This is a genomic window from Johnsonella ignava ATCC 51276 (assembly GCF_000235445.1).
GTDB lineage: Bacteria > Bacillota > Clostridia > Lachnospirales > Lachnospiraceae > Johnsonella > Johnsonella ignava.
In genome coordinates this window covers 215,086-241,227 of sequence record NZ_JH378832.1, presented here as the reverse complement: position 1 = coordinate 241,227, position 26,142 = coordinate 215,086, and the positions used below count along the sequence as shown (strand labels likewise).

The window sequence follows — 26,142 nt, the reverse complement described above, 5'->3', positions numbered from 1 at the left end:
AGATACTGATATTGATCGATATACTGACTACCATACTTTTAATTATACAAATACAATCTACTGTAAGTTTTATTTTAACAAGATTTTCGATATTGCAAAATTATTCATGGGAGAAGTACCTGATATATTATACTATGTATGGTGTATCAGATATTATTGATAAATCTCCATTTAGTCATATATACATTAGATTTGTATCTATAGTATTTTTTCTTAATATCTATGCAATAGTGGTAAAAATGAAGGGTATTTGCAATAAGGAGTTCATTAAAGGTATATACAGATATTTTATTATATTTAATGCAGTATTTGTAGTGCTTAAAAATTTTGAATTATATTTCTATTTATATACCTTAACTCATGCATAAAAACATGAGTGTAGAAGTTTGATGTTTAAGTAGAATTAAAAGGTGCAGTGAGCCGGAAGTTTTTAATATATCTACAGGGGCTGGAGGTTAATAATATTTTTATAAAACTTTTTCTTTACAAAAACACTTTAGTATGATATCATACTAAAGTAAAATAATAAAAAATAACTATGTGGAGGAAATTATGAAAAATTTTGTAAAAAACATTATGAAAGTTGCTTTAAACTACGGTTGTAAGGATGCTGTCAAATGCAATTCGGCACAGAAATCAAAAAATTTACCTTTAGGCAGATGGGGTATGTTATGTGCTTCATTTATGCTGTTGTGTATGCTTTCTGCATGTGCAGGCAATACTGCAAATTCAAGCACGGGTGAAACTTCAGCAGGAGGTGCGGATAAGACTTCGGTATCAGAAAAAGAAACAGAAAAGAAAAAGGAAGATGGGACTGTAAAACAGGATGAAAAGACTGAAAATTCAGAGGAAAAATTTGTAGTAGGATTTGATAAGGACTTTCCGCCTATGGGATTTGTAGGAGACAGCGGAGAATACGAAGGCTTTGATCTTGATCTTGCAAAAGAAACGGCACAGAAGCTTGGAATGGAGATTGTATATCAGCCTATAGCATGGGATGCTAAGGAGCTTGAGCTTGAAAACGGCAATATAGACTGTATATGGAACGGATTTACCATGACAGGAAGAGAGGATGGATATACATGGTCTATGCCATATATGGAAAATTCTCAGGTATTTGTTGTAAAAAAAGATTCAGGCATAAAGGATTTGGCAGGGCTTAAAGGGAAAAATGTTGAAGTACAGGTTGACTCTTCAGCGGATGCCGCTTTAAAGGATAAAGCTGAAATTGCAGGGACTTTTGGGCAGCTTATCACAGTAGCTGATTATAATACTGCATTTATGGATCTTGAGATGGGTGCTGCCGATGCGGTTGCTATGGATATAGTAGTTGCCGGATATCAGATAGAAAAAAGGAATAGCGATGATTTTGTCATACTTGATGAGAAGCTTTCAAGCGAACAGTATGCAATAGGCTTTAAAAAAGGAAATACACAGCTTAGAGATAAGGTTGATAAAACACTTAAAGAGATGGCACAAGAAGGTACACTTAAAAAAGTGTCTGAGAAATGGTTTGGAAGGGATGTTACTATTGTAAAATAGAAAGACGGTCAGGTGAATGAATCTATCAGATGTATTAATACAGCTTTTAAGAGGGATGGGTATAAGTATATATATATTTGCGGTAACGCTTATATTTTCACTTCCTCTGGGACTTTTGACTGCATTTGGCAGGATGAGTAAAAATATAATTATTTCATCAATATTTAAACTGTATATATCTATTATGAGGGGAACACCGCTTACTCTACAGCTTATGGTAGTATATTTTGGACCCTATTATATTGCCGGGATTAAAACTCCCGGCAATTATAGACTATATGCTGTTATGATAGGATTTGTGTTAAATTATGCAGCCTATTTTGCCGAAATTTATAGAAGCGGTCTGTTATCAATACCAAAAGGACAGTATGAAGCGGCACATGTACTTGGATATTCAAAAATACAGACTTTTTTTGTTATAATACTTCCGCAGGTTATAAAACGTATACTTCCGCCTGTAACCAATGAAGTTATAACACTTATAAAGGATACATCTCTTGCCTTTACCATATCCGTAGCTGAGATGTTTTCCACTGCGAAGGCTCTTGCAAGTGCAAGTACAAGTATGCTGCCGTTTGTAGCGGCAGGAATTTTATATTACATATTTAATTTGGCAGTAGCTCATATAATGGAACTTACTGAAAAACGTATGGGATATTACAGGGAATAGGCAGGGATTTATATGTATGTTTTAGAAATAAATGATATAAAAAAGGGCTTTAAAGACGGTGAGGTTCTAAAGGGAGTCTCACTGAATGTCGGTGAGGGTGAAGTGCTTTCGGTCATAGGTCCTTCGGGTTCCGGCAAATCAACACTTTTAAGATGTGCCACCATGCTTGAAGATATAGATGAGGGAGAGATAAAATATGCAGGTGAAACATTTGCATCGGTACAACACGGGCAAAAAAATTATATAAATTCAAAACAGCTTAAAAAGGCAAACTCCATATTTGGACTTGTATTTCAAAACTATAACTTGTTCCCGCATATGAATGTACTTGAAAATATAATGGACGCACCTGTCAGGGTTCAAAAGAAAAAAAAGAATGAGGCAAGAGAGGAAGCCCTGAGCCTGCTGGAAAAGATGGGACTTTCAGGTCGAGAAAACTCATATCCCTATATGCTTTCAGGCGGTCAGTGTCAGCGTGTTGCCATAGCAAGGGCACTTGCACTTAAACCTAAGCTTTTATTTTTTGATGAGCCGACCTCAGCTCTTGATCCTGAACTTACCATGGAGGTGCTTAAGGTTATCAAATCTCTTGCAAAGCTTGATATAGCCATGGTTATAGTAACTCATGAGATGGAATTTGCAAGAAATGTAAGCAACAGGATTATCTTCATGGATGAAGGTGTGATAGTGGAAGAGGGAAGTCCTGAACAGGTTTTTAATTCCCGCAATACAAGGATGAAAAATTTTCTTGGAAGATATATATTATAACCTTCTATTTATATCTGGTTCATTTGTAAAATATCTGATATAATCAGGTATATAAAAGAAAAATGAAAGGCGGAGGGGTCTGATGAAGGTTGAATTTATACATCATAGTTCATTTTATATAGAACTAAGCGACTGCAGTCTGTTATTTGATTATTATAAAGGTGTGCTTCCTGATTTTAATAAGGATAAGCCTGTTATAATTTTTATAAGCCACAGGCACGGAGATCATTTTTCCCAGAGGGTTTTTGATATAAGGGAAAAGTACAAAAATGTCTATTATATAATCTCAAATGATATAAACCAGCTTGCAGTCAGAGATAAAAAGAATGTTGATTTCATAGGACCCGGTGAAAACAGGTTCTATGACTTCGGAGGTTGCAGGTTGAATGTCCGAACCTTGAAATCGACTGATGAGGGCGTAGCTTTCCTTATAGATATACAGGGAGACAGAATTTACTTCGGAGGTGATTTGAATTACTGGTACTGGCAGGGAGAAAGCCGAGTTTGGAATGATTCTCAAAAAGATGCATACCTTGAACAGCTTAAAAAGCTCAGGGCTATGCTTGATAAGGATAATAAAGATATAAAACTGGCATTTGTACCGCTTGATACAAGGCAGCAGGAATATGCATATCTCGGTATAACGTATTTTATGGAAATGATAGATGCCGAGCATGTATTTCCAATGCATATAAATGGAAGTTTTAATATAATAGATCGGTTTAAAGAAAAGCCCTATGTAAAAAGATTTGCCGATAAGATAATCAGAATAAAAAAAGACAATGAGGTATTTGAAATATGCTGATGCTAAGGAATGTCAGGCTTATAGATCCGGCTTCAAAAACAGACGGCATAAGAGATATAATAATAACAGACAGAAAGTTTCTGAAGATAGGCATTGGGCTTGTACTTGATGCTTCAATGCTTGCAAGGGCAAAAGGGGAAAGGCTGGAAATCATAGATTGCCGTGGGCTTGTAGCTGCACCCGGACTTATAGATGTACATGTACATATGAGAGATCCGGGATTTACACATAAGGAAAGTATACTTACGGCAGCGGCGGCAGCGGCGGCAGGCGGTTTTACCACTATAATAGGCATGGCAAATACAAATCCGCCTATAGATGACGAGGCAGGTATACTTCATGTGCTTACCGAAGGAAGAAAAACCGGAATAAGAGTAAAAACCTGTGCTACTATTACAAGGGGTATGGCAGGAAAAGAGCTTGTTGATATGAAACACCTTAAAGAATGTGGTGCGGCAGGATTTACAGATGACGGAAAACCTCTTGTTGATATTGAACTGGTAAAAGAGGCTATGAAGACGGCGGCAAAACTTAAGATGCCGCTTTCATTTCATGAAGAGGATCCTGAGTGTGTAAAGGAATGTGGTGTAAATCACGGCAGCGTTTCAGAGCAGCTAGGTCTTTACGGTGCTGAAGCTATGGCTGAGATTAAGATGATAGAAAGAGACTGTAGGCTTGCAGGAGAATATGGTGCGATTATCAATATTCAGCATTTAAGTACAAAGGAGGGTGTCGATATAGTACGCAAAGCCAAAAAGCTGGGCATAAAGGTGCATGCCGAGGCGACACCTCATCATTTCTCACTTACACAGGAGGCTGTACTTAAATACGGAACAAATGCCAAGATGAATCCTCCGCTAAGGACGCAGGAGGACAGACTTGCCATTATAGCGGGTATAGATGACGGTACTATTGATATTATAGCAACCGACCATGCTCCGCATACGAGGGAAGAAAAGAGAGTGGATTTTGTTGATGCACCAAGCGGAATAACAGGGCTTGAAACCTCTCTTTCATTAGGTATAATGAATCTCGTTGACAGCGGTTATATAAGTTTAACAAAATTGATAAGCCGTATGAGCCTTGCACCGGCAAAGCTGTATAACCTTGAGGGAGGTATGGTAAAGGAGGATGCACCTGCCGATATAGTAGTTTTTGATCCTGAACAGGTATGGTTTTATGACAAAACTTTCAGCAAATCTTCAAATTCTCCATGGTTTAAAAGTAAACTCAAAGGTAAAGTCGTGCTTACAATATGCAATGGTTTTATAGTGTATGACGGCAGAGAATGAGACAGATAGGCAATAAAAAAATAATTTCAATGACAGTTACAAACGCCCACAACCACGATAAACAGCAAATAGGTGAAATAGTAAAGAAATAAATAGATATTGACTGATGACGATTGGATAAAAGTGCTAATCGTCATTTTTTATTCCAATGAGGAGAGAGTATGCAAGAAAAAAAGATGATTTTATTTAAAAGTCCCCGGCAGGTTGTTGCAGGCTCTGCATCTTAGAACTTTTTGGAATTTTAAAAAGTTCTGAATTTTAGAAAGTTTTGAATTTTAGAAAGTTTTGAACTTAGAAAGCTCTGAATTTAAAAAAGCTTTTAAACGAGAAAAGACACCCTTGCGGATGCCTTTTCCCTGTTAGAGTGATATAGGAGTGCATAATGCACGTTTGTAGCATGCAACCCGTAGATGGGTTTTCATGGCTACGTCCATTATAATAGCATAAGAATAAAGAAAATGCAAGAGGTATTTTTAAAAAAATATAAAGAGTTATACAGAAGTTATTTGTAAAATTAAATTCCTAAAATAAGCAATAGCTAATAGTAACATTTTATTTACTTTTAACTTAATTCCTGTATAATATATCTCAAAAAGGAAGAAGGGAAACTTATGTTAAAAGAATTTAAAGAATTTGCCTTAAAGGGTAATGTGGTCGATCTGGCAGTCGGTGTAATTATAGGTGCCGCTTTTGGGAAAATAGTTACATCTCTTGTTGAAGATATACTCATGCCTATACTTGGAATACTTATAGGAGGAGTGAACTTTTCGGATCTTAAGATAGTTATAACCCCTGCAAGTGGGGATACGGCTGAGGCGGCACTGAGGTATGGTGCCTTTATACAGTCAATATTTGATTTTGTTATTATAGCTTTTTCAATATTTATGTTTATAAAGCTTTTAAATTCATTTAAAAAGAAAGAAGAAAAAGAGGCACAAGAAAAACAACCCGAGGAAAATATAGTTCTGCTTACTGAAATTAGAGATCTTTTAAAGGAGAAAAAATAGCTCCGTTGAAGCATAAGTTTTACAATACTTTGTTGCCGTATTTACTATAAATTATAGTAAATACAGCTGCGTCTAAGTGTAAAAAGAGGTAAAGGTATGGAAGATAGAGAGTTTCTTGAGAAAATAAAAAACGGAAGCATGTCTTTAGATGATGGAGTCGGTTATTTAAAAGATTACGGTTATAAGGAGCTTGGGTTTGCCAAACTTGATTTTCACAGAAAAAAAAGGAGACATTTCGGAGAGGTTATATTCTGCCAGGGTAAAGAGGACTTTGCACTCGCAGAAATATTCAGGGCTTTTTATGATCGTGGTGAAAATATTTTAGGAACAAGAGCTGACAGGCATCAGTTTAATATTGTAAAAGATATAATAAAAGAGGCAAAGTTTAATGAAATATCAGGAACGATCACTGTAAAGCGGAAACAAAAAGCTCTTTTGGGTAATATAGCTGTATGTACCGGCGGAACGGCAGATTTAAAAATTGCTGAGGAAGCAAAGGATACGGCGGAATTTTTTGGTGCATATGTTAATACCTTTTATGACATAGGCGTATCAGGTCTGCATAGGCTGGTTTCAAAGATAGACGAGATAAACAGCTCGAATGTTATTATAGTTATTGCAGGCATGGAGGGTGCTTTGCCTACCGTTATAGCGGGGCAGGTTGATAAGCCTGTAATTGCAGTACCGACTTCGGTTGGTTACGGTGCCGGGCTTGGAGGGATATCGGCACTTTTAACTATGGTGAATTCATGTGCGGAAGGCATCAGTGTAGTAAATATAGATAACGGTTTCGGTGCGGCATATCAGGCTGCACAGATAAACAGACTTATAGAAAAAGATTTATAAATATAGTGCTTGTGCATGTAACATTTAAAATATAAAGTATTGCTTTTAAGACTGTGAAAAACTTCTTTTTCTTCAATACAAAACAACTCCTAAACCGGCGATTTTCGGGATAAGAACTGTTTAGATTTAGAGGTTTTTACAGCCTTATACAAAAAGCCTAAGAGATTTGTGCTGTTTCTATGGGATTTTCAGCAAATCTGTGTACGGCTTTTACGAAAATAATGCTTTAATTATTGTATTCTTAGAGATGGTTATCTTAAATATAAACAAAAAGAAATATTGTTATAATTGATACATAAATTATAACAATATTTCTTTGAGGAGAGAAAATGGATTTATATTTTGAAATGTATTCCGGCATATCAGGTAATATGACTATAGCGGCACTGCTTGACCTGGGTGCTGATCGTAAAAAATTTGAACAGGCACTGCAGTCGATGAATTTTGGAAAGTATACGCTTGAATTTACAAGGAAAAAGGTAAATGGTATAGATGCGGGATTTTTTGAAGTTCATACAGAAGACGGTCAGCATTTACCTACACATAGTCCTAAGTATAGCGATGCTGTGCATGAGCATGGCATGCAGGGACATAACCATGCTCATAGTCATATACATGGTCATGAACATGACATACAGGAGCATAATTACGAACATGAACACAGTCATGAACATGACATGAAAGTGCATAATCATGAACATGAACACAGTCATGAACATAATCATGAGCACAGACATCTTGCTGAGATTGAAAAAATAATAGATAGCGGAAGCTTTTCTGATAAAGTTAAAAATGATGCTAAAAGGGTGTTTAATATATTGGCGGATGCTGAAGCACAGGCACATGGTGTGGACAGGCAGGAAGTACATTTTCATGAGGTTGGTGCAGTTGATGCAATAATTGATATAGTCGGAACATGTGTACTGCTTGAAGATCTTGCACCTGAGCATATATACATATCGGATTTATATGAAGGCAGGGGGTTTGTAAGATGTGCTCACGGCAATATGCCTGTACCGGTACCTGCGGTTTTAAATATTGTAAAAGCTCATTCTATTGTATTAAATATAATTGATGATGAGGGAGAGCATGTAACACCGACAGGGGCTGCAATAGCGGCTGCGTTCGGGGAGAGGTTTTCCGGCGGTAATTTTATAATAGATAGTATAGGTATCGGGGCGGGCAGCAGGGAGTTTAAAAACACAACCAATATACTCAGGGTAATGAAGATAAGTGCAGCTGATAGAAAAATTAATAAAACTCAGTCCGGTTTTTATAATATCACAAAAGAAAATGATGCAGTATATGGTATAAAAGACTCTGACGTAATTGTTATGGAAACAAATATTGATGATACCTCGGGCGAGGTATTGGGATTTGTTATGGAAGAACTTTTAAAGTGCAGCCTTGATGTGTTTTATGTACCTGTGTATATGAAGAAAAATCGTCCTGCATATATGCTTTCAGTTATATGTAAACAGGAAAATGAAAAAAAAGTATCGGATATAATTTTCAGGCATACAACAAGTATAGGTATAAGGCTTTATGAGGCGGACAGGATAGTTCTTCCCAGAAAGCAGGTAAAGTTTAGAAGCAGTTTGGGAGACGTAAATATAAAGCTTGCAGTGCATAATGAAAGAGAATATATTTATCCGGAGTATGACAGTATAAAGGAGATAACTCTAAATAATGGTATTCCGGTAAAGGAAGCTTACAGGATAGTTATAAATGAGTATGAAGATAAGTTTGGCAGCGCAGTAAAATAGGAATATAATATATATATATTATAAAAAAATATTGATAAAATATAATTTACATGGTATCATCACTTAAAAAGGAGGTGTATTTTTTAATGAAAGTAAAATTTCCATTTGGAAGAGAGAAGATAGAGGTGGAATTGCCTGATTCTACACAGGTTCTTGAATCAAAAGCGGCGGAGTATGTACCGTCAAAGTCTCAGGAAGAACTGGTGCAGGCTGCACTTGAGCACCCGATAGGCTCAAAGAGGGTTTCAGAACTGGCAAAGGGTAAAAAAAAGATTGTTATAATAACTTCTGACCATACAAGACCGGTTCCAAGTAAGATTACATTACCGTTATACCTCAAGGAAATCAGAAAAAATAATCCTGACTGTGAAATTACGATTCTGATTGCTACCGGTTTTCATAGACCGACAACTAAAGAGGAGATGCTTGATAAGTTCGGTGAGGAACTTGTAAAAAACGAGAAGTTTGTTATACATATGTCTCAAAATGATGAAGATATGGCATATCTTGGTGTATTGCCGTCAGGCGGAGAGCTTCTTATAAATAAACTTGCAGTAGAAGCGGATCTTCTGGTATCGGAGGGCTTTATTGAACCGCATTTCTTCGCAGGCTTTTCAGGCGGCAGAAAATCTGTATTGCCCGGTATAGCTTCTCAGAAAACTGTATTTGGCAATCACTGCTCAAAATTTATAGCCTCGGACAAGTCAAGGACAGGTAATCTTGATGGTAATCCCATACATAAAGATATGGAATTTGCGGCAAAAGAGGCGAAGCTGGCTTTTATACTTAATGTTGCGATAGATGCGGACAAAAAGGTAATTGCCGCATTTGCAGGTGATGCGTTTGAGGCACATGAGAAAGGGTGTGAATTCGTAAAAAATCTTTCAAAGGTTGAAGGTACGGATGCCGATATTGTAATTACAACAAATGGAGGATATCCGCTTGATCAGAACATATATCAGTCGGTTAAAAGTATGACTGCCGCTGAAGCCTGTGCAAAACCTGACGGTATTATAATAGAGGCTTCAAAATGTAATGACGGTCATGGAGGAGAATCATTTTATCAGACATTTAAAAATGCAAAAAATCCTAAAGAGGTTGAGGATATGATTCTCAAGGTAAAAATGGAAGATACAATTGCAGATCAGTGGGAAAGCCAGATTCTTGCAAGGATTCTTGTAAGGCATCAGGTGCTCTATGTTGCTGATAAATCTGCCAAGGATATACTTGAAGACATGCATATGACGTATGTCCCCACGATTGAAGAAGCATTAAAAAAAGCTATTGAAATCAAGGGAAAGGATGCAAAGATTGCAGTAATACCGGAAGGTATTTCCGTCATAGTAACACCTAAATCAAATAAATAATGTAACAAGTTGTGATATAAAATATACGGGAATTGGATTGTTAATAATATTATGATGTAGATATCAAAAGATAGTAAATTCTCTTGCAAGCAGGCTTGCATCGAATTTTATACTTTTGACACTTGTATCATAATATATTTAACATTTATATTTGTCGATAATATAAACCATAAAATGTACTTTATGATCATAACGTATATTTTTATGGTTTTTTATTTTGATTCAGTAAAAAATGACGATTTTTATTATCGGTATTTATAGTGTAAATACAAGAAGGTCTAAAATTAATGATTAATTTTGCTTTGCAGCAATAGAAATTAAGAAAATATTTTAAGGAGGATATATAAATTGGATAAAAAGGGGAGAATGGTTATTGTAGGCATAATATTGGCATATGCCGTCTATCAGATGAGTAAGGCGTTTTATCTTGACGGAGATATAATGTGGCATTATAAGACCGGCGGGTATATATTATCACATTTGTCAGTACCTAAGCACGATATTTTCAGCTGGCAGCCGAATCTTACATGGATGCCTCATGAATGGCTGCATGATGTTTATTTATATCTGTTTTATTCCACTTTCGGGATATGGGCAGCAAGGATATTGCTGGTAGCTTCAATTGCCGCACCAATATTTATTGCATACAATTATAATAAGGAAAATATAATAGATATATACGGCTTCTTAATATATATAGCAGTACTTAAATTAATTGAGGCAAGTTCATTCTGTGTAAGACCGTCAGAGGTCAGTACTTTGATTCTGGTAATGGCTACTGTGCTTATTATAGATGAAAAAAAACACAGGAATATTATATATTTTATATTGACGGTGCTGTTTGTCAATATACATGGAGGAGCGATAGCTTCCATGCTTATAATTCCTGTTCTGTGTATGTTTGCTGATCTGGTGATTTTTTTAGCAACAAAAGAAAAGATGGATGTCAAAGCAAATCTGAAGATACTTCTTATAGCATTTTTGGGAAGCTTAATAAATCCCCAGGGTATATTTATATATAAATATACAACAAATGTATTTTTTAATTCGTATATTAAAGATAATATTTTGGAATATAAGCCTTTAAACTTAAATCTTGCCGCTGCAGTTGCAATTTTAGGAATAATGCTTTGTTTTGGAGCAAGTAAAAAGTTCAGAGAATTAAAAAAAGAGGATATACGGAAATATGCTGTTATGCTTGCGTTCCTTTCGGGCGGTATAGCAGTTAGAAGAATGATCTATCCGGCGTATTGCCTTTTAGCAATTTTTGGTTTTCAGTATTTTCAGGAGTATCTTATCAGTCTGAAAATACTTGATAAGGATCATACAATACTTCAAAGACATTATAAAATAATCTTAACAGCATGTGCAGTTGTTGCTGTAGCGATACTTACATCAATGCAGATCAAGAAACCTGTCTTGGGGTATGTTGATTATGTTAAGGATGAAGAAAGCAATTTGAACGAGGCTGCCAATTTTATAAAGGAAAATAATATCAATGATCATCTGTATAATCACTATAATATAGGTGCAAATCTTATTCTACTTGATGTAAAGACGTATGTTGATACAAGATGCGATCCTTTTATCAAAGAGTTTTCAGGTTCCACATCATTGGCAGATTTTTTTGATATTACAACGGGCACAAATAAGGAGAATAAACCGGTAGCCGTACTTTGGGACGAACTTAAGGAAAAGTACGGTTTTAAATACGGGTTGTTTTATAAAGGAATTTGGCTTGACCGTGAGCTTGCATATTCTCTTAAGCTGAGAGGATATAAAACTTTATTTGAAAACGAGGACTATACCATAATATCGGTTGAGGATCAGGAGTAGGTTTTTTAATAAGATTAGTAAAAAAAATAGCAAAACAAAAAAAAACCTAAAAAAACAAAAAAAAATCTAAAAAAGGTATTGACATGAAGAAGAATATATGTATAATAAATGACATAAAGAGTGAAACAAAGAAAGGTACACGCATATGATTATAAATGTTTTAATTGTTTTAATGTGTGCTGCGGCAGGGGCATTTATCCCCGGATATGCATACAAATATGCGTGTTGGAAGAATAAGAAACGCGGCAAGGAACAAGTGAGCACAGAGATGTGGAAAGGCTGGAGGATTGCATTTCCTATTGTTATTCTGGCAATGGGGTATATGTCTTTCGAAAACTTTCCAAGGTGGAAAGCAATTTTTATTTTAGCTTTCGTGCTTTTCGGTGTCTTCGGTATTGTAGTCGATTCACTTATCAGAATTATAGGGAATGAGATGTTGCTTTTAATGCTGGTAGTGGGGATGATTTACAGGGGAGTTGACGGCGGAGTAAAGTCATATATCGGTTCCGCTTTAGGATTGGGAATTGTGATTTTTATTTTGATTATTTCTGCTGTCGCCACATATTTCTTTGTAGGAGTAAGAGGTGTAGGCATGGGAGATATAAAGCTGTGTATAGTTGCGGCTATAACAGTTGGTTTTCCGGGCACATTATATTTTATGTTCGGTATGGCTGCTGCGATGTTGGCTTATGTTCTAATTAAGATAGCAACCACTCCAGCTTATATTCATTCTATTTTTCATGTCAGCAATACTTTCCCTATGTGTGGAGTTATAATGGCAGGATTTATTACGGGTATGATTTATCCGGTATTTATGTACAGTTTTATGACGGGATTTTAGGTGTTAAGTACTTAATTCGGTTAGCTAAAGTACCGCAAGATGGAGGGAATTTTGAAAAAATATTTGTTTGAGTTCTGCAAAGAAGAAAGCGGACAAGGTCTTACGGAATATGGGCTATTGCTGGTGTTCGTTTCGATTGTCTCTGTAGTCATTGTAACCCAGATAGGTAACAAAGTGGCAGCGGCATATTATGGAAATGCAGCAAACCGATTGTTTCCGTAGTTTTAGTTAAATAAAAATGGTTGTTGATACATTTGCTGTAAAGTTCTTCTTTAGAGTAGATGTATATAATAAAAAACAAAAAATAAAGTAAAGGAGATATAGAAGAGATGAAAAAATTAATGAATGCATTCCTTAATGAGGAAAGCGGACAGGGACTTGTAGAGTATGGTCTTATACTTGCACTTATTTCAATAGTAGTTATAGCTATACTTAGGATTGTTGGAAATAAACTTAACAGCACATTCAACAGTATTCAGAGCGCACTTCCGTAAATTACTTACGGGACTGTATATCTTCATACGGTTTTATCCATCTTTAAGGAGAAGCGGGTGTGAAGGATTACAAATGATTTAAGTAAAAGTTAAAAAACAAGATAAATAAATGTGATAATGATAAAGGAGAAAAACAAAATGAAAAATTTAGTAAATGCATTCCTCAATGAGGAAAGTGGACAGGGACTTGTAGAGTATGGTCTTATACTCGCACTTATTTCAATAGTAGTTATAGCTATACTTAGGATTGTTGGAAATAAACTTAACAACACATTCAACAGCATTCAGAGTGCACTTCCGTAAGCTCTTTGCGGAGTCTATATGCTCATACAGCTGCACTTGCCTATTACAGGGGGTGCAGCTGTATGAGGGAAGATATATATACGAAAATTAAAAGCAAATAAAATTATAATTTAAGGAGAAAAACAAGATGAAGAATTTAGTAAATGCATTCCTCAATGAGGAAAGTGGACAGGGACTTGTAGAGTATGGTCTTATACTTGCGCTCATCGCAATCGTAGTTATAGCTATACTTAGAATCGTTGGAAACAAGCTTAACAGCACATTCAACAGCATTCAGAGTGCACTTCCGTAAACTGTTTGCGGGTTTTATATCTTCATACAGCTGCATGTGCCTTAATAGCACTTGCAGCTGTATGGAGAATGGGATTTAAAAACAAAAATTTAAATATATAATATAATTATAAGGAGAAAAACAGGATGAAGAACTTAGTAAATGCATTCCTCAATGAGGAAAGTGGACAGGGACTTGTAGAGTATGGTCTTATCCTTGCGCTTATCGCAATCGTAGTTATAGCTATACTTAGAATCGTTGGAAATAAGCTTAACAGCACATTCAACAGCATTCAGAGTGCACTTCCGTAAATTCTTTACGGGTTTTATATCTTCATACGGTTGCATATACCTTTACAGAAGTTGCAGCTGTGCGAAGAATGAAATTTATAAACAAAAATTAAAAAAGTAGATAAAATAATAATTAAGGAGAAAAACAGGATGAAGAACTTAGTAAATGCATTCCTCAATGAGGAAAGTGGACAGGGACTTGTAGAGTATGGTCTTATCCTTGCGCTTATCGCAATCGTAGTTATAGCTATACTTAGAATCGTTGGAAACAAGCTTAACAGCACATTCAACAGCATTCAGAGCGCACTTCCGTAAATTGTTTGCGGGCTTTATATCTTCATACAGTTGCATATGCCTTTACAGGAGTTGCGGCTGTGCGAAGAAAGAGGTTTGTAAATAAAGATTAATGAAGTAGATGAAATTATAATTAAGGAGAAAAACAGGATGAAGAACTTAGTAAATGCATTCCTTAATGAGGAAAGTGGACAGGGACTTGTAGAGTATGGTCTTATCCTTGCACTTATCGCATTAGTAGTTATAGCTTTACTTAGAATCGTTGGAAACAAGCTTAACAGCACATTCAACAGCATTCAGAGTGCGCTTCCGTAAATTGGCTTTACGAGTGCTTGTATCTTACTGTACAGTTGCATACGCTTTTACAAAGAGCTGCGGCTGTATGATAAAGAAAGAAGCATGATAAGGGTGAAGATAAGGTGGTTATAATTTTTAATTAAACATCAAATCCCATAAATACAGGTAGATCCCTTGTGAGTGGTTATAACACTTAGAGGTATCTGCCTGTATTTTTGTATAATAATGTTGAATATATAACAAAAAATAGTTTATTATATATATTTAAAAATATATATAGACAAGAAAGGATAAATGGGTTACAATCTAATTAAAAACGTTGATAGGGGAGAATTTTAAGGTGAAAAGAATCCAAATTATAGCAATAGTAGTAGCAGCGGTTGTTTTTATGCTTTCGTACATTATGTTTAATTCAAACAACAAGCAGGAAAAAACTGAGAGAACAAGGCTAGGGGCTGAAATGGAAGTAGTAGTTGCAAAGGTTGATATAGGTGCTTATGTGCTTATAACGGAGGATATGCTTGAAGTTAAAAGGGTGCTGGTTGATGATTCTTTAAAGGAGAACTATTTTAACAATATAGTCGAGGCTGCCAACAGAATATCAGTGTCAGAGATATATGCAGGAGAACCCTTGACACACAAAAGAGCGTTGTCTCCTGACAGTCCTTATATAGAACTTGCTCCCAAGATAACAAAGGGTAAAAGGGCGATAGCAATTACCACCGATGCTTCAAATGGTGTGGGCTTCCATATAAAACCCGGAGACTATGTAGATATTCTGACCAGCGGTAATATTGTAAGATTTGGCGAAACAATGGACAGAGATGCCAAAGCACTTGCAGGAACCACTTTCAGCCAGAATTTCGGTGCAAACGGACCGGCTAATTCCGTAGTTTTTTCTGAAACTATAGGCGATGACTATACTATGATGCCCCTGCAGGATATAAAGGTGCTTGCGGTAGGTCCTTCTTTAAGGTATTTGCCTGATATGGTGACAGCCGGATATGGGACTGTAACACTTGAGGTAACTCCGCAGCAGGCACTGGATATTACTTTCCTTACTATGGGAGGAGCTTCTGCTAAGCTTGCATTAAGAAGTCTCGATGATCATGAGATTATAAATGAACCCAGAAGAAGTGTTATACAGATTTACGAGGAAACCGGAGCTAATGAACTTGTTCCTGTAACTCCATAATATTTTTACAGATATAAATATATTCAATAAATTATATACCAGGGGGATGATAGAAATTGAAAGTCAAAGTTATGCTATTGGGTACTCAGGAGAGGTGTGCCCAGTTACAGATGCATTTAAGAGATGATGAGATTGGTATTACAGGTGTAGTCAGCAATGAAAACGAAGTTCTTGATGAGATCAACAGGCAGGCACCTGATCTGATATTAGTTACAGACACTACACCTATGGCACTTAGATCATGCCACCAGATTTATCTTTTGCGTCCGAGATCCGTTCCGGTAGTAATTACAAATACAGAGGATCCTGAAAATATTCAAAGAATAGTGCAGTCGGGAGTACATTACATACTCTCTACCGATATAGACTCATTTGAGCTGATTACTGAACTTAAGAGTATATATGGCAATGAGATAAACAGGATTATGACACTTGAGAACTCGGTAAGTGCCTCAAGTAAATCAAGGGTTCTTATGGTGTTTGGACCTAAAGACGGAGTGGGAAAGACTACAATTGCGGTTAATCTTGCAGTAAAGCTTATACAGAAGAAAAATAAAGTATGTATACTGGATTATAATCTGCAGTTTGGAAATGTTGCCGCCTTTCTTGGTATAAAGACAAAGGAAACTATTGTTGAGTTGTTGCAGGAGCAGTCTAATCCGACACTTGATGCTATAAGGCAGTTTTTGTCTCTGCATACAAGCGGTATATATTGCCTGCCTGCCCCTAACAATCCTGAAGATGCGAAAACAATTTCAACAGTGCAGATTGAAAGGATAATTGCCACGCTTAGAGTCTATTATGACTATATAATTATAGATGCTGCAGCCGGATTTGATGATATTAATGTAAGCTGTATAGATGTAGCTTCTCAGATATTGCTTGTAACTGGAACCGATGTACCTTCACTGATGGATACAAAGAAGAGTCTGTCAATATTAAAGGCTCTTACAGATGAAGAAAAAATCAAATTAGTAGTGGGTAAGGATCATACAGGACAGTTAAAGGATGCTGAAATTTCCAGAGTTATGGGTATGCCTATATGGAACAGGATTCCGTGTGATGACAGATCGGCATGTTCAGCAGCAAATTTAGGAAGTCCTCTAATGCTTGAATATCCCAGAAGTAAAATCTGCAGGGCTATCTCAATAATGGCGGACGGTATAGATGGCAGAGGAACAACCATAGAAAACGGACCTCAAAGGAAGTTTTCATGGGGAAGGAAAGGGAATTAATAAATGAGTTGGGTATCTAGGATAGAAAGAACTAAAGGAATGATGGCAGATACACCTGCTGCAAGTGATGAATCTTATAAAAATGCAGGTGTAGTTCGTCTTGATAAAAAGTACGAGGCAATTCGTGAAAATGTACATAAAGAGATTATAACGGAGTATAATAATAAATTTGCAAGCGGAAGCACTACAAATGATGCTGCAAGTGATGTTATGGAACTTATACACCAGTCTCTTGCAAATCAGGAACAGCACCTTACAAGGCTTGAGGAAAGCAGACTTGCACAGGAGATTCTTGATGATGTTATAGGGCTTGGACCTATTGAGCCATTGTTAAGAGATAAATCTATATCCGAGGTTATGGTAAATCATGCTAAGCAGGTTTATATAGAGCGTTTTGGTAAGCTGGAGCTTACCAATGTAATGTTTAGAGATGATGCACATGTATTACAGGTAATAAACAGGATTGTATCACCTATCGGAAGAAGATGCGATGAATCAACACCTATGGTTGATGCCAGACTTCCTGACGGTTCTCGTGTGAATGCCATAATTCCTCCGGTTGCACTTAAGGGTCCGTCTATAACCATAAGAAAGTTTTCGTCAAAGCCGCTTAAAGTAAGCGATTTGATCGGTTACGGTTCTATGTCTTCTCAGATGGCAAGTTTCCTTGAAGGTGCAGTTAGAGGACGATGCAATGTTATAGTATCAGGTGGTACAGGTTCCGGTAAAACTACGCTTTTGAATGTTTTGTCATCATATATTCCTGAAGGAGAAAGAATTGTAACAATAGAGGATGCGGCAGAGCTTAGGCTTGAGCAGAACCATGTAGTTACACTTGAGGCACGTCCGGCAAATATAGAAGGCAAAGGACAGATTGCCATAAGAGATTTGGTTAAAAATGCCCTGCGTATGCGTCCTGACAGGGTTATTGTAGGAGAGGTGCGTTCAGGTGAAACACTTGACATGCTTCAGGCGATGAATACAGGTCATGACGGATCGCTTACAACAGTCCATGCCAATACACCACGAGATGTTATATCACGTCTTGAAACCATGGTAATGATGGCAGGTATGGAACTCCCGGCAAAGGCTATAAGAGAGCAGATTTCCTCTGCTATTGATATCATTGTTCATCAGAGCAGGTTTAGGGACGGAAGCAGAAAGGTTGTAAATATATCCGAGGTACTCGGAATGGAAGGCGATACTGTTACAATACAGGATCTTTTTGTATTTAAGTAGGAAGGTGTTGATGGTCTTGGGCGTATCTCAGGGCAATTTGTTACTACCGGCATACATCCTAAGGTAAGTGATAAAATAAAGGATAATGGCGGAATGATAAAAGATGAATGGTTTTATCAGAAAGGACGGTAGTAAATGATTTGGCTAATGGCAATATCTCTGGCAGTTATAGGATATTTAGTTTCACTTAATTTTATATCCGTACTTTCCAGGAACAGGATGAGGATAGAAAAATCTCTTGATGAGATAGAGGCTGTCGGTACTTCACCTTCAAGACTTGTTAAAAAGAAAAAGAAGGGGATAAAAACTGCAGATTTAAGCTTTATAAAAATTTCTGAAAATTTCGCAAATAACGTAGCTCTGTCTGGAATAAAGGCTAAACCTGAAGAATTTATAGTTTTATGGTTCTTTGCATCATTTATTCCGGCTTTGTTGTTGTATACTTTTACAGAGGATGTGGTAAGGAGTTCTGTACTTGTATTAATTGGTATTGCTGCTCCTCCTATATATCTTATGTTCAGTATTTCAAGAAGAAGGGCAATCTTTGAAGCCCAGCTTGGGGATGCACTTATGATACTTTCAAATGCTTTGAAGGCTGGTTTTTCTTTTCAGCAGGCACTTGGAAGCGTTTCAAGGAACTTACCTGACCCTATCGGGGGTGAGTTTGCCGTTGCAGTTAGGGAACAGCAGCTTGGTGCAGATCTTGAAACTACGCTTATGAGTATAGCTGATAAAATGAAAAGCATGGATTTGAAACTGCTTACTACAGCTGTTGTGGTACAGCAGAAAGTCGGTGGTAATCTGTCTGAAATTATGGATACTATTGCACAGACAGTACGAGATAGGCAGGCTGTTGCAAGAATGGTAAAAACTATTACCGCACAGGGAAGAATATCAGGTATAGTAGTAGGTGCACTTCCTATATTTCTTTTAATTGCTATTACAATGCTTAATGCCGCATACATGAACCCGCTTTTTAAAACGGATCTTGGCAGAATAATACTTGTAATTTGTGCTGTTATGGAGATATCGGGCTTTTTAATTATAATGAAAATAGTTGATGTAAAATTGTAACAGCTGGATAGGAGAGCGGATATGTTTCTAATGATAATAATGGCTTTAAGCCTGTCAGTAGTGGTTTATATATTTATAGAAGGCTTTCTTACAGTTGCTTTTTCAAAAACTCTTAAGCTGGCAAAAAGGGTTGAAGATGCTGAAAATTTAGAGAAAATTGATGATGACGGAAACTATTCACAAACAGCATTGACCAAGAGACTTTTTGGCAATATGATGAATAACTTGTTTGATATAGTTTCTATGATTATACCAAAAAGTCTTGTTGCCACTGAAAATGCCACTGAACAGCTAAGACAGGCAGGCATGAATGTAACCCCGCAGGTTTATGCGGCAAGGGTTTTGGTAACAACTATATGTTTCGGTATAACCGGACTTCTTGTTGCGTTTTTGCTTAATCAGTCGATATCAGGTGTGTTGGTGGCAGGTATCTTCGGCTTGGCAGCAGGTATAATACTAAGCAGATTTTCTCTTAAAAGAAAGATAAAAAAAAGAAAAGAGGCAATTTATCATCAGCTTCCTGAGGTTATGGACCTGTTAAGTGTCAGTGTGGCATCAGGTCTGGGTTTTGATCAGGCTCTTGCTTATGTGGTTGAAAAATCTGAGGGAGTTTTAATACAGGAATTTGATATAACAAGAAGAGAGATGGCACTTGGTCGTCCAAGGAGGGAAGCTTTAACAGCTTTAGGTGAGCGTTGTGATAATTTGGAAATAAAAACCTTTACAACTGCCGTACTCCAGGCTGATGAGATGGGTGCTTCGCTGCAGAACATACTTCATGTACAGGCAGATACTATAAGGATGGCACATAAGCAAAATGTTGAAGAGCAGGCACAGAAACTCGCTGTTAAGATACTTTTGCCTCTTGTATTTTTAATCCTGCCGGTGGTGCTTATAGTTATTTTAGGACCTGCCGTAATTCAGTTGATAACAGGATTTTAGTAATATATATTTTATAGAAAAGAGAAGGTGTATTATGGGAGGAAATTATGTAGAATGCCGGGATAAGAACTTCACAGCTGATATTGAGTTGGCAGATTCATTCCTGAAAAGATTAAAAGGTTTGATGTTTAGGAAGGAAATGCCCAAAGGTAAAGTGTTGCTTCTTGAACATTGCAATTCAGTACATTGCTGTTTTATGAAGTTTACCATTGATGTGCTGTATTTAGACAAAAATTATGTTATACTGTATAAAGAGACTCTTAAACCTTGGAGTATAGGCAAAATCACAGCCGGTACAAAATCTGTATTGGAGCTTAGCGAAGGTCAGGCTGAGTTTTTGGAAAAAGGGGACAAATTAGATATATTTATACAAAAATAAAGTACTATTTAAGAGAGGTGTAACCATGGCATTGTTTGAAAGGAGAAATAAAAACGAAAACCTGGATTCAGGTGATTGGGATACAGGTGAAAGAGGAGGCTATGGTATGGATTCATACTATGATGACAGCCCTGAAAGGTATGTCTCGGACAGACTCAGAAGCACTATGAGAGGTGGTTATACCAAGCAGAGTGCCGAGGATGTTATAGCGGCTTTGCAGGAGAATGCAAGGGTTGTTAAATTACAGCTTGAACAGCAGATAAAGGATATATCTGCTGAAAAGGTTGTGCTGATCAGAGAATGTGAAGTTCTCAGACAGCAGCTCCAGGAATCCGAAACAAAACTCTCAGAAACAAGACAGCAGCTTGCGAGTCTTCAGGAAAAGGATGAGGAAGAACCCCAGGGTTCATCCTTTGATGGTGAGATTCATAATGAGATCAGAAGACTTCAGACTATGGTCAAAGATTATGAAAAGATGCGCAGAAGCGGAGAAAATTACGAGCTTCTTATTGAAGAAAAAGAACAGTATATAAGTGAGTTGTCTGATGAGATGGAATCCTATAAGGATGAAATTGAAGCACTGACAAACAGAATTGAGGAATTGGAGGCGGATTTAAGGTCTGCACAGGAAAAGGGAGGTTCTTCCTTTAACAAGGAAAAACTCAATTCTGAGATTGCAGCTAAACAAGCTGAATTTGATAAGATTCTTCAAGAACTTGAAGAAAAAAACAAACAACAGGAAGAAGAAATTGCACGCCTTAATAAAGAACTTTCCGACAGAGAAAAGGCTCTCTCTTCACTTGAAGATATATTAAAACAGAAAGATGATGAGATTTCAGAATATAAGGTAAAATTAGACGAGAAGACAAAAGAATTACTTGCTGTTGAGAATAAAATTGGAAATATAGAAGGCTCTTTAGAGGATAGGGAAGACTCATTTTTAAAAGATAAGGAGTATATAAAGGAAATGGAAGATTCCTTGAAAATGAAGGAAGAGTTTATTGCAAATCTCGAGAAGCTTTTATCGGATAAAAAGGATGAGGTGGCTGAACTTGAAAATATACTGCATACGAAGGAACAGCAGATAGAAGATTTTGAAAATGAGCTGAGTAAAAAGAAAGATGATATGGTATCCTTTGAAAATGATATAAAAAAGAAAGAGGAACAGATATTATCACTTAAGGATGAGCTTACTAAAAAACAACAGGAAGTGTTGGAAATTTCTGAGGCAAGTGCAAAAAAGAATATATTTACACCCGAGTATGAGGATGAATTAAAGAAAAGAGCTGAAGATGTTTATACTCTTGAGAATGAGCTGAAAAGCAAGTCCGACGGCATTTATGCTTTAGAGGCGGAACTGAAGAAAAAAGAAGCTGCGATGTCTATGCTTGAGAGTAAACTTGACAAAAGAGAAATGAATATAAATGAGCTGGAAAACAGGCTTAAAAAAGAACATTCAGATGTCAGGGATTTTTATGAAGAACTTCAAAAAGAGATAAGCAAAAATCAGATGCTTACTGAACAGCTTCATGTGCAGCAGGATCATATGCTTCAGGAAAAAGCGGATCTGAAATTCATGATGGAAGAAAGGGAAAATAGACTTGCACAGTCACTTCAGAGAGTTGAAAAGGAAAAAAGCAATGTTCAGAAGCTGTACGAACAGCTTCAGGAAGAAATAAAGAATAATAATAAACTTAATGAAGAACTTCGTGCTAAACATGATGAGTTGGTACAGGAAAAAGAAAAATTCCGTATAGCTGCCGAAGAAAAAGAACAGCAGCTTATTGAATCAAATAAAAGATTTGAGGTTCAGATAAAAGGAAGAGAAGAAATAGAGTCAAAGATAGAATCTCTTTATCAGAATTATAATAAAAGCTTAACTCAGATAGAATCTCTTGAGGCTTCACTTAAAGAAAAGGAGCTTTTGCTGCAGCATTATCAGGAGCAGGAAAAGGAAAATCTTATTTTAAGACAGGACTGCGAGCAGGCAAAGCATATAATAACTTCTCTTAAGGATACTGTACAGAAAATCATGGCACATATGAAAACGCAGTCAGAGGGGGTCCAGGCTTATGTTGAAAGATCCATGCAGGATAGAGAAACTATAAATAAGACTGTTGCGGAGCTTACATCATTAAGGCTGCATAATGTCGAATTAGCAGACTCATTGAATCTGCTTACTGCACAATATGAGCATGTTGTAAAGGAGAACCAGAGACTTGAAAGAGAGATAGAACGTCTCAGGAGAATGCCGGTTTCTGCCGATACATCCTCAAAGGTAGCTTCTTTATCTGCAAATACCGGAGATTTTAAGGATATAAAAGAAACAAAGAAAGGTCCTGAAAAAAATATTGATATTTCAGATGAGATAAGCATGTATAATGAAGCTTATTTAAAGGCTAAAGAACTTATAGATAAACTTGATATGGAGAAAATATCGGGAGAAAATAGAGAAAATGTGTAAAGGAGGATGTAATGAAGAAGTTTTTAAAATGTGAGCTCGGGCAGTCAGTTGTTGAATTTGCACTTGTATTTCCTATACTTTTGCTTATGTTTTTGCCGGCTATGGAGTATTACAGATATATACGAACAAAGATGCTTTTAAATACGGCAGCATCTGAAAGTCTGGCAACATTGACCTCCGGACAGGGGGAAAGTGATATCAGGGCAACTATGAATAGAACATTTAGTGATAAGCTGGATGTAAATAATATAAGAATAGATTTTTTAAATAGCGGAGATATAGACGAACCATATACATATTATGTATATTCAAGTGATAGAAGTGCTTCAGGAGTAGCATTTTCGGATCAGTTTGAAGCACGCCCGAGTCGATATGTTAAGAACAAGGTGTCAGTCCAGCTTTCATATACTATGCGGCCGATTACTTTATTTGGTGAAAAATTTTTAGGCAATACATTTACAGTTCGTTCAAAAGTATTTGAAAGAGATGTATATGTAAAGGGGAATTAGCCGCATTTAAGATAAACTTGTAACCGGCTGAAGAGATTAGGAGAATATAGTTATGGATATAAAAAAACTAATTAAAAAAGAGAAGGGTCAGGGAATTGTAGAATTTGCTTTAGTTTTCCCCATATTTTTAGCAATTATGCTGGCAATTATTGATTTTTCGTGGGTTGCATATCAAAGCAGTGTGTTTAATCAAGGATATGCACATGCAAGTTGGGAAATCGGTGAAAAAGATCTTGTTAATTCCAGTCAGCTTGTTGATAATATGGTGTACATGCAGCAGGGTGTTGATAGAAAAGTTTACAGCGGTTTAGTTGTAGAGAATGCAATAAAAAACTCTATAAAGCAAAGTAGCCTGTGGGGTTTTAAACCAAGTAATCTTATAGTTACAAATGCTGTGGTTGAGGCTGAAAACAAAGAAACAAGCTTTGATGTGCCGAGCTATAAGGCACAGGAATATACTACGGCAAGAAAAGATACAAGATATATGAAGATTAGGGCAGATATTGAGTATCGTGTGGTTCCTTTGACATTTTTTGGAAAGACATTTTTTGGCGATACACTCACTATAAGAAAGAGTCTTAATAGTGAGAGAACTGTTGCCGAATTGCAGCGCACGGAATAAGTGAGGAGATAGGCATGAGGCATTTTTTGAAGAAAATTTTTAACAAGGAAGATGGAAATATAATTATAATATTTGCCTTTTCAATAGTTGTTTTGACCGGTTTTATCGGTCTGGCGGTTGATTTAGGCATGATATATATGAAGCGAAATGAATTGGAAAATTTATGTCAGATGGTAAAAGCCGATAAGCTTGATAATGCGGATATGATAAGATATGCAGATAATCCGGGTGCTACCAGCTATAATGTTTTATCGGAAAATCTGTCCAGAAATAACTTCAATGGAACGCTTACTCTATATTTTCAGGAATATGAAAGTGCAGATAATTCAAGAAAAATAAGGACTAAAGCAGTACTTGAGACAAGGCAGGATTGTTATTTCCTTAGACTGTTTGGCATAAGAGATGTCGGGTTGCATGCCGATACGTCAGGTGAAGAAGTATACGGAGATTCTCAAAATGAAGGGATTAGCCGAATATGGAGACCTGCAGCAAATGCAACAACATATAATGGCTCATATAAAGGAAGTGCACCCGGAAGTTATACCTTTGTACCCGGGGACAAACCTTCTAAATGGTAAGGAGAACATATAGTGATAAAAAAAGGACTAATTGCACTGTGTTTTATGATAGCTGCCTTATCATTTATCACATCTTGTGCGAATAAAGGTACTACTTCATCTGCACTGCTTGTATATTGTAAGGCTGATGAAAAGGATATGTATGATGCTCTTGCAGATATGTACAAATCAAATAAACCTAATGTGTCGGTCGAAATTAGAACCTATAATGAGGGCGAAGGTGTTAATCAGGCAGATAAAGCTGATATAATTTCAGGTCTTAGCTTTAATGAGGCACAGACACTTGGGCTTTCAAAAAAATTATCAGATATAGGCGGGCTTCCTGAAGAAAGAACCATTGATTATCTGCTTCTTTCAGATAAAGACGGTATACAATACTCACTGCCTTTAAGCGGAAATGTCTCTCTTATATATTACAATCAGGCGAAATTTTCTCTTTCAGGAGTTCCAAAGCCTGAAACGCTCAGTTCATTTGAAAGTCTCTTTACAATATTTAAAGAGGAGGGGATCAAGCCGATGGCATTTTCCGTTAATTCTTCCGGGCAGTATGATACATTGTATTTTGCAGACGGTTTTACACTTAATGCACCCGGCGGTTTTAAAGGAGCAGTTGATGCCGACGGACAGCTTAATTCGGGCATATATGATATTGAAAGCATGGCACGTATGATGATTGAAGACATTCCTGCAAGGGAAGACAGTCCAAAGGATCATGCGGCTTTAGTTGAATTTTTTAAGAGCGGGAGCATTGCTATGATACCCGGAAGTTCTGCCGATGCGGAAAAATTGGATCGGACATTATTCGGTTATTTTATAGCACCCGGCAATGATAATTCAAGGAATGTGGGATGGCACAGTACAGCTGCTGTGGCATTGTCCGCCTCTTCAAAGAAAACTAAAGAGGCAAAGGACTTTATAACATTTTTGCTGTCAAATGATGCTCAAAAATATATAAGTGATAAGACAAATTCACTTCCTGCAATAAGGGGAATTAATGTTAAGGACAGTCTGGAATCTGTATATGAGGAACTTCAATATACTGACGGTGCAGCTGTAACGTTTTTTGACAGAATATCACAAAGCGATGCGCAACAGTGCAAAGTATTTTTTGACAGCCTGTTTTCTTCTAATGAAGAAGTGAAATATGAGGATTTTATAAATGGTCTTAAAGACAGCAAAAACAAATAAACCACAGAGCTGGTAAAAGGAGGTAATT

At 36.7% G+C, this 26,142-nt stretch carries 29 protein-coding genes; all 29 read left to right on the top strand.

Features of this window, described 5'->3' with window-relative positions:
- The first annotated feature begins 696 nt into the window (after positions 1 to 696).
- The 29 genes from HMPREF9333_RS06945 to HMPREF9333_RS06805 all read left to right on the top strand — a co-directional run bounded on the left by HMPREF9333_RS06945 (position 697) and on the right by HMPREF9333_RS06805 (position 26,114).
- A complete protein-coding gene (locus HMPREF9333_RS06945) occupies positions 697 to 1,542 on the top strand; it encodes an amino acid ABC transporter substrate-binding protein (protein WP_005540912.1) in 846 nt (281 codons plus the stop codon).
- 16 nt (positions 1,543 to 1,558) lie between these two features.
- Positions 1,559 to 2,212, top strand: coding sequence for an amino acid ABC transporter permease (locus HMPREF9333_RS06940; protein WP_005540911.1), 654 nt, complete (start codon positions 1,559 to 1,561; stop codon positions 2,210 to 2,212).
- Positions 2,213 to 2,224: 12 nt separating this feature from the next.
- Positions 2,225 to 2,980: an amino acid ABC transporter ATP-binding protein gene (locus HMPREF9333_RS06935; protein ID WP_005540910.1), complete on the top strand. Its 756-nt coding sequence runs from the start codon at positions 2,225 to 2,227 to the stop codon at positions 2,978 to 2,980.
- 82 nt (positions 2,981 to 3,062) lie between these two features.
- On the top strand, positions 3,063 to 3,785 hold the full coding sequence (locus HMPREF9333_RS06930; protein ID WP_005540909.1) for an MBL fold metallo-hydrolase: 723 nt from the start codon (positions 3,063 to 3,065) through the stop codon (positions 3,783 to 3,785).
- On the top strand, positions 3,779 to 5,077 hold the full coding sequence (locus HMPREF9333_RS06925) for a dihydroorotase (protein WP_040882471.1): 1,299 nt from the start codon (positions 3,779 to 3,781) through the stop codon (positions 5,075 to 5,077). The genes HMPREF9333_RS06930 and HMPREF9333_RS06925 overlap by 7 nt, the downstream gene beginning before the upstream one ends.
- A 611-nt stretch (positions 5,078 to 5,688) precedes the next feature.
- Entirely contained in the window at positions 5,689 to 6,084 is a 396-nt protein-coding gene (mscL, locus tag HMPREF9333_RS06920; protein WP_005540907.1) for a large-conductance mechanosensitive channel protein MscL, read from the top strand.
- A gap of 96 nt (positions 6,085 to 6,180) precedes the next feature.
- On the top strand, positions 6,181 to 6,930 hold the full coding sequence (larB, locus tag HMPREF9333_RS06915; protein ID WP_005540906.1) for a nickel pincer cofactor biosynthesis protein LarB: 750 nt from the start codon (positions 6,181 to 6,183) through the stop codon (positions 6,928 to 6,930).
- Positions 6,931 to 7,259: 329 nt separating this feature from the next.
- A complete protein-coding gene (larC, locus tag HMPREF9333_RS06910; RefSeq protein ID WP_005540905.1) occupies positions 7,260 to 8,696 on the top strand; it encodes a nickel pincer cofactor biosynthesis protein LarC in 1,437 nt (478 codons plus the stop codon).
- Between the two features lie 86 nt (positions 8,697 to 8,782).
- The gene (gene larA / locus HMPREF9333_RS06905) at positions 8,783 to 10,063 is read left to right on the top strand and encodes a nickel-dependent lactate racemase (RefSeq protein WP_005540904.1); all 1,281 of its coding nucleotides are present in this window, start codon (positions 8,783 to 8,785) and stop codon (positions 10,061 to 10,063) included.
- A gap of 348 nt (positions 10,064 to 10,411) precedes the next feature.
- On the top strand, positions 10,412 to 11,899 hold the full coding sequence (locus tag HMPREF9333_RS06900; RefSeq protein ID WP_005540903.1) for a hypothetical protein: 1,488 nt from the start codon (positions 10,412 to 10,414) through the stop codon (positions 11,897 to 11,899).
- A gap of 145 nt (positions 11,900 to 12,044) precedes the next feature.
- Positions 12,045 to 12,740, top strand: coding sequence for a prepilin peptidase (locus HMPREF9333_RS12260; protein WP_005540902.1), 696 nt, complete (start codon positions 12,045 to 12,047; stop codon positions 12,738 to 12,740).
- Positions 12,741 to 12,791: 51 nt separating this feature from the next.
- Entirely contained in the window at positions 12,792 to 12,962 is a 171-nt protein-coding gene (locus HMPREF9333_RS06890; protein WP_005540901.1) for a Flp family type IVb pilin, read from the top strand.
- Between the two features lie 107 nt (positions 12,963 to 13,069).
- Positions 13,070 to 13,234 (top strand): Flp family type IVb pilin, encoded by a 165-nt coding sequence (locus HMPREF9333_RS06885; RefSeq protein WP_005540900.1) that lies wholly within the window; start codon positions 13,070 to 13,072, stop codon positions 13,232 to 13,234.
- 138 nt (positions 13,235 to 13,372) lie between these two features.
- A complete protein-coding gene (locus HMPREF9333_RS06880; protein WP_005540899.1) occupies positions 13,373 to 13,537 on the top strand; it encodes a Flp family type IVb pilin in 165 nt (54 codons plus the stop codon).
- 127 nt (positions 13,538 to 13,664) lie between these two features.
- Positions 13,665 to 13,829, top strand: a complete 165-nt coding sequence (locus HMPREF9333_RS06875; RefSeq protein ID WP_005540898.1) for a Flp family type IVb pilin — start codon at positions 13,665 to 13,667, stop codon at positions 13,827 to 13,829.
- Positions 13,830 to 13,954: 125 nt separating this feature from the next.
- Complete coding sequence (locus tag HMPREF9333_RS06870; RefSeq protein ID WP_005540898.1) at positions 13,955 to 14,119, top strand: Flp family type IVb pilin; 165 nt, start codon at positions 13,955 to 13,957, stop codon at positions 14,117 to 14,119.
- A gap of 129 nt (positions 14,120 to 14,248) precedes the next feature.
- Positions 14,249 to 14,413 carry a Flp family type IVb pilin gene (locus HMPREF9333_RS06865; RefSeq protein WP_005540898.1) on the top strand — a complete coding sequence of 55 codons (165 nt, stop codon included), beginning with the start codon at positions 14,249 to 14,251 and terminating at the stop codon, positions 14,411 to 14,413.
- Between the two features lie 129 nt (positions 14,414 to 14,542).
- Entirely contained in the window at positions 14,543 to 14,707 is a 165-nt protein-coding gene (locus HMPREF9333_RS06860) for a Flp family type IVb pilin (protein ID WP_005540897.1), read from the top strand.
- A 322-nt stretch (positions 14,708 to 15,029) separates the two neighbouring features.
- Positions 15,030 to 15,884: a Flp pilus assembly protein CpaB gene (gene cpaB, locus HMPREF9333_RS06855; RefSeq protein WP_005540896.1), complete on the top strand. Its 855-nt coding sequence runs from the start codon at positions 15,030 to 15,032 to the stop codon at positions 15,882 to 15,884.
- Positions 15,885 to 15,940: 56 nt separating this feature from the next.
- Positions 15,941 to 17,119, top strand: coding sequence for an AAA family ATPase (locus HMPREF9333_RS06850; protein WP_156797298.1), 1,179 nt, complete (start codon positions 15,941 to 15,943; stop codon positions 17,117 to 17,119).
- Positions 17,120 to 17,122: 3 nt separating this feature from the next.
- Positions 17,123 to 18,358, top strand: a complete 1,236-nt coding sequence (locus tag HMPREF9333_RS06845; RefSeq protein ID WP_005540893.1) for a CpaF family protein — start codon at positions 17,123 to 17,125, stop codon at positions 18,356 to 18,358.
- A gap of 135 nt (positions 18,359 to 18,493) precedes the next feature.
- Positions 18,494 to 19,432 (top strand): type II secretion system F family protein, encoded by a 939-nt coding sequence (locus tag HMPREF9333_RS06840; RefSeq protein WP_207635716.1) that lies wholly within the window; start codon positions 18,494 to 18,496, stop codon positions 19,430 to 19,432.
- A gap of 21 nt (positions 19,433 to 19,453) precedes the next feature.
- Positions 19,454 to 20,374, top strand: coding sequence for a type II secretion system F family protein (locus tag HMPREF9333_RS06835; RefSeq protein WP_005540890.1), 921 nt, complete (start codon positions 19,454 to 19,456; stop codon positions 20,372 to 20,374).
- 34 nt (positions 20,375 to 20,408) lie between these two features.
- Positions 20,409 to 20,753, top strand: coding sequence for a DUF192 domain-containing protein (locus HMPREF9333_RS06830; RefSeq protein ID WP_005540888.1), 345 nt, complete (start codon positions 20,409 to 20,411; stop codon positions 20,751 to 20,753).
- A 25-nt stretch (positions 20,754 to 20,778) separates the two neighbouring features.
- Positions 20,779 to 23,217: a hypothetical protein gene (locus tag HMPREF9333_RS06825; protein WP_005540886.1), complete on the top strand. Its 2,439-nt coding sequence runs from the start codon at positions 20,779 to 20,781 to the stop codon at positions 23,215 to 23,217.
- Positions 23,218 to 23,228: 11 nt separating this feature from the next.
- A complete protein-coding gene (locus HMPREF9333_RS06820) occupies positions 23,229 to 23,726 on the top strand; it encodes a TadE/TadG family type IV pilus assembly protein (RefSeq protein WP_005540885.1) in 498 nt (165 codons plus the stop codon).
- Positions 23,727 to 23,778: 52 nt separating this feature from the next.
- A complete protein-coding gene (locus HMPREF9333_RS06815; protein ID WP_005540883.1) occupies positions 23,779 to 24,348 on the top strand; it encodes a TadE family protein in 570 nt (189 codons plus the stop codon).
- 26 nt (positions 24,349 to 24,374) lie between these two features.
- Positions 24,375 to 24,926, top strand: coding sequence for a pilus assembly protein TadG-related protein (locus HMPREF9333_RS06810; RefSeq protein ID WP_169311759.1), 552 nt, complete (start codon positions 24,375 to 24,377; stop codon positions 24,924 to 24,926).
- 12 nt (positions 24,927 to 24,938) lie between these two features.
- Entirely contained in the window at positions 24,939 to 26,114 is a 1,176-nt protein-coding gene (locus HMPREF9333_RS06805; protein WP_005540879.1) for an ABC transporter substrate-binding protein, read from the top strand.
- Positions 26,115 to 26,142: the final 28 nt, after the last annotated feature.

What these genes read in the sequence shown, in the direction of transcription:
- mscL (WP_005540907.1), top strand. Translation starts at nt 5,689, where the DNA reads ATGTTAAAAGAATTTAAAGAATTTGCCTTAAAGGGTAATGTGGTCGAT.
- HMPREF9333_RS06825 (WP_005540886.1), top strand. Translation starts at nt 20,779, where the DNA reads ATGGCATTGTTTGAAAGGAGAAATAAAAACGAAAACCTGGATTCAGGT.
- HMPREF9333_RS06830 (WP_005540888.1), top strand. Translation starts at nt 20,409, where the DNA reads ATGGGAGGAAATTATGTAGAATGCCGGGATAAGAACTTCACAGCTGAT.
- HMPREF9333_RS06935 (WP_005540910.1), top strand. Translation starts at nt 2,225, where the DNA reads ATGTATGTTTTAGAAATAAATGATATAAAAAAGGGCTTTAAAGACGGT.
- larB (WP_005540906.1), top strand. Translation starts at nt 6,181, where the DNA reads ATGGAAGATAGAGAGTTTCTTGAGAAAATAAAAAACGGAAGCATGTCT.
- HMPREF9333_RS06860 (WP_005540897.1), top strand. Translation starts at nt 14,543, where the DNA reads ATGAAGAACTTAGTAAATGCATTCCTTAATGAGGAAAGTGGACAGGGA.
- HMPREF9333_RS06870 (WP_005540898.1), top strand. Translation starts at nt 13,955, where the DNA reads ATGAAGAACTTAGTAAATGCATTCCTCAATGAGGAAAGTGGACAGGGA.
- HMPREF9333_RS06845 (WP_005540893.1), top strand. Translation starts at nt 17,123, where the DNA reads ATGAGTTGGGTATCTAGGATAGAAAGAACTAAAGGAATGATGGCAGAT.
- HMPREF9333_RS06875 (WP_005540898.1), top strand. Translation starts at nt 13,665, where the DNA reads ATGAAGAATTTAGTAAATGCATTCCTCAATGAGGAAAGTGGACAGGGA.
- larA (WP_005540904.1), top strand. Translation starts at nt 8,783, where the DNA reads ATGAAAGTAAAATTTCCATTTGGAAGAGAGAAGATAGAGGTGGAATTG.
- HMPREF9333_RS06820 (WP_005540885.1), top strand. Translation starts at nt 23,229, where the DNA reads ATGAAGAAGTTTTTAAAATGTGAGCTCGGGCAGTCAGTTGTTGAATTT.
- HMPREF9333_RS06865 (WP_005540898.1), top strand. Translation starts at nt 14,249, where the DNA reads ATGAAGAACTTAGTAAATGCATTCCTCAATGAGGAAAGTGGACAGGGA.
- HMPREF9333_RS06885 (WP_005540900.1), top strand. Translation starts at nt 13,070, where the DNA reads ATGAAAAAATTAATGAATGCATTCCTTAATGAGGAAAGCGGACAGGGA.
- HMPREF9333_RS06945 (WP_005540912.1), top strand. Translation starts at nt 697, where the DNA reads ATGCTTTCTGCATGTGCAGGCAATACTGCAAATTCAAGCACGGGTGAA.
- HMPREF9333_RS06835 (WP_005540890.1), top strand. Translation starts at nt 19,454, where the DNA reads ATGTTTCTAATGATAATAATGGCTTTAAGCCTGTCAGTAGTGGTTTAT.
- HMPREF9333_RS12260 (WP_005540902.1), top strand. Translation starts at nt 12,045, where the DNA reads ATGATTATAAATGTTTTAATTGTTTTAATGTGTGCTGCGGCAGGGGCA.
- HMPREF9333_RS06925 (WP_040882471.1), top strand. Translation starts at nt 3,779, where the DNA reads ATGCTGATGCTAAGGAATGTCAGGCTTATAGATCCGGCTTCAAAAACA.
- HMPREF9333_RS06880 (WP_005540899.1), top strand. Translation starts at nt 13,373, where the DNA reads ATGAAAAATTTAGTAAATGCATTCCTCAATGAGGAAAGTGGACAGGGA.
- HMPREF9333_RS06930 (WP_005540909.1), top strand. Translation starts at nt 3,063, where the DNA reads ATGAAGGTTGAATTTATACATCATAGTTCATTTTATATAGAACTAAGC.
- HMPREF9333_RS06840 (WP_207635716.1), top strand. Translation starts at nt 18,494, where the DNA reads ATGATTTGGCTAATGGCAATATCTCTGGCAGTTATAGGATATTTAGTT.
- HMPREF9333_RS06940 (WP_005540911.1), top strand. Translation starts at nt 1,559, where the DNA reads ATGAATCTATCAGATGTATTAATACAGCTTTTAAGAGGGATGGGTATA.
- larC (WP_005540905.1), top strand. Translation starts at nt 7,260, where the DNA reads ATGGATTTATATTTTGAAATGTATTCCGGCATATCAGGTAATATGACT.
- HMPREF9333_RS06815 (WP_005540883.1), top strand. Translation starts at nt 23,779, where the DNA reads ATGGATATAAAAAAACTAATTAAAAAAGAGAAGGGTCAGGGAATTGTA.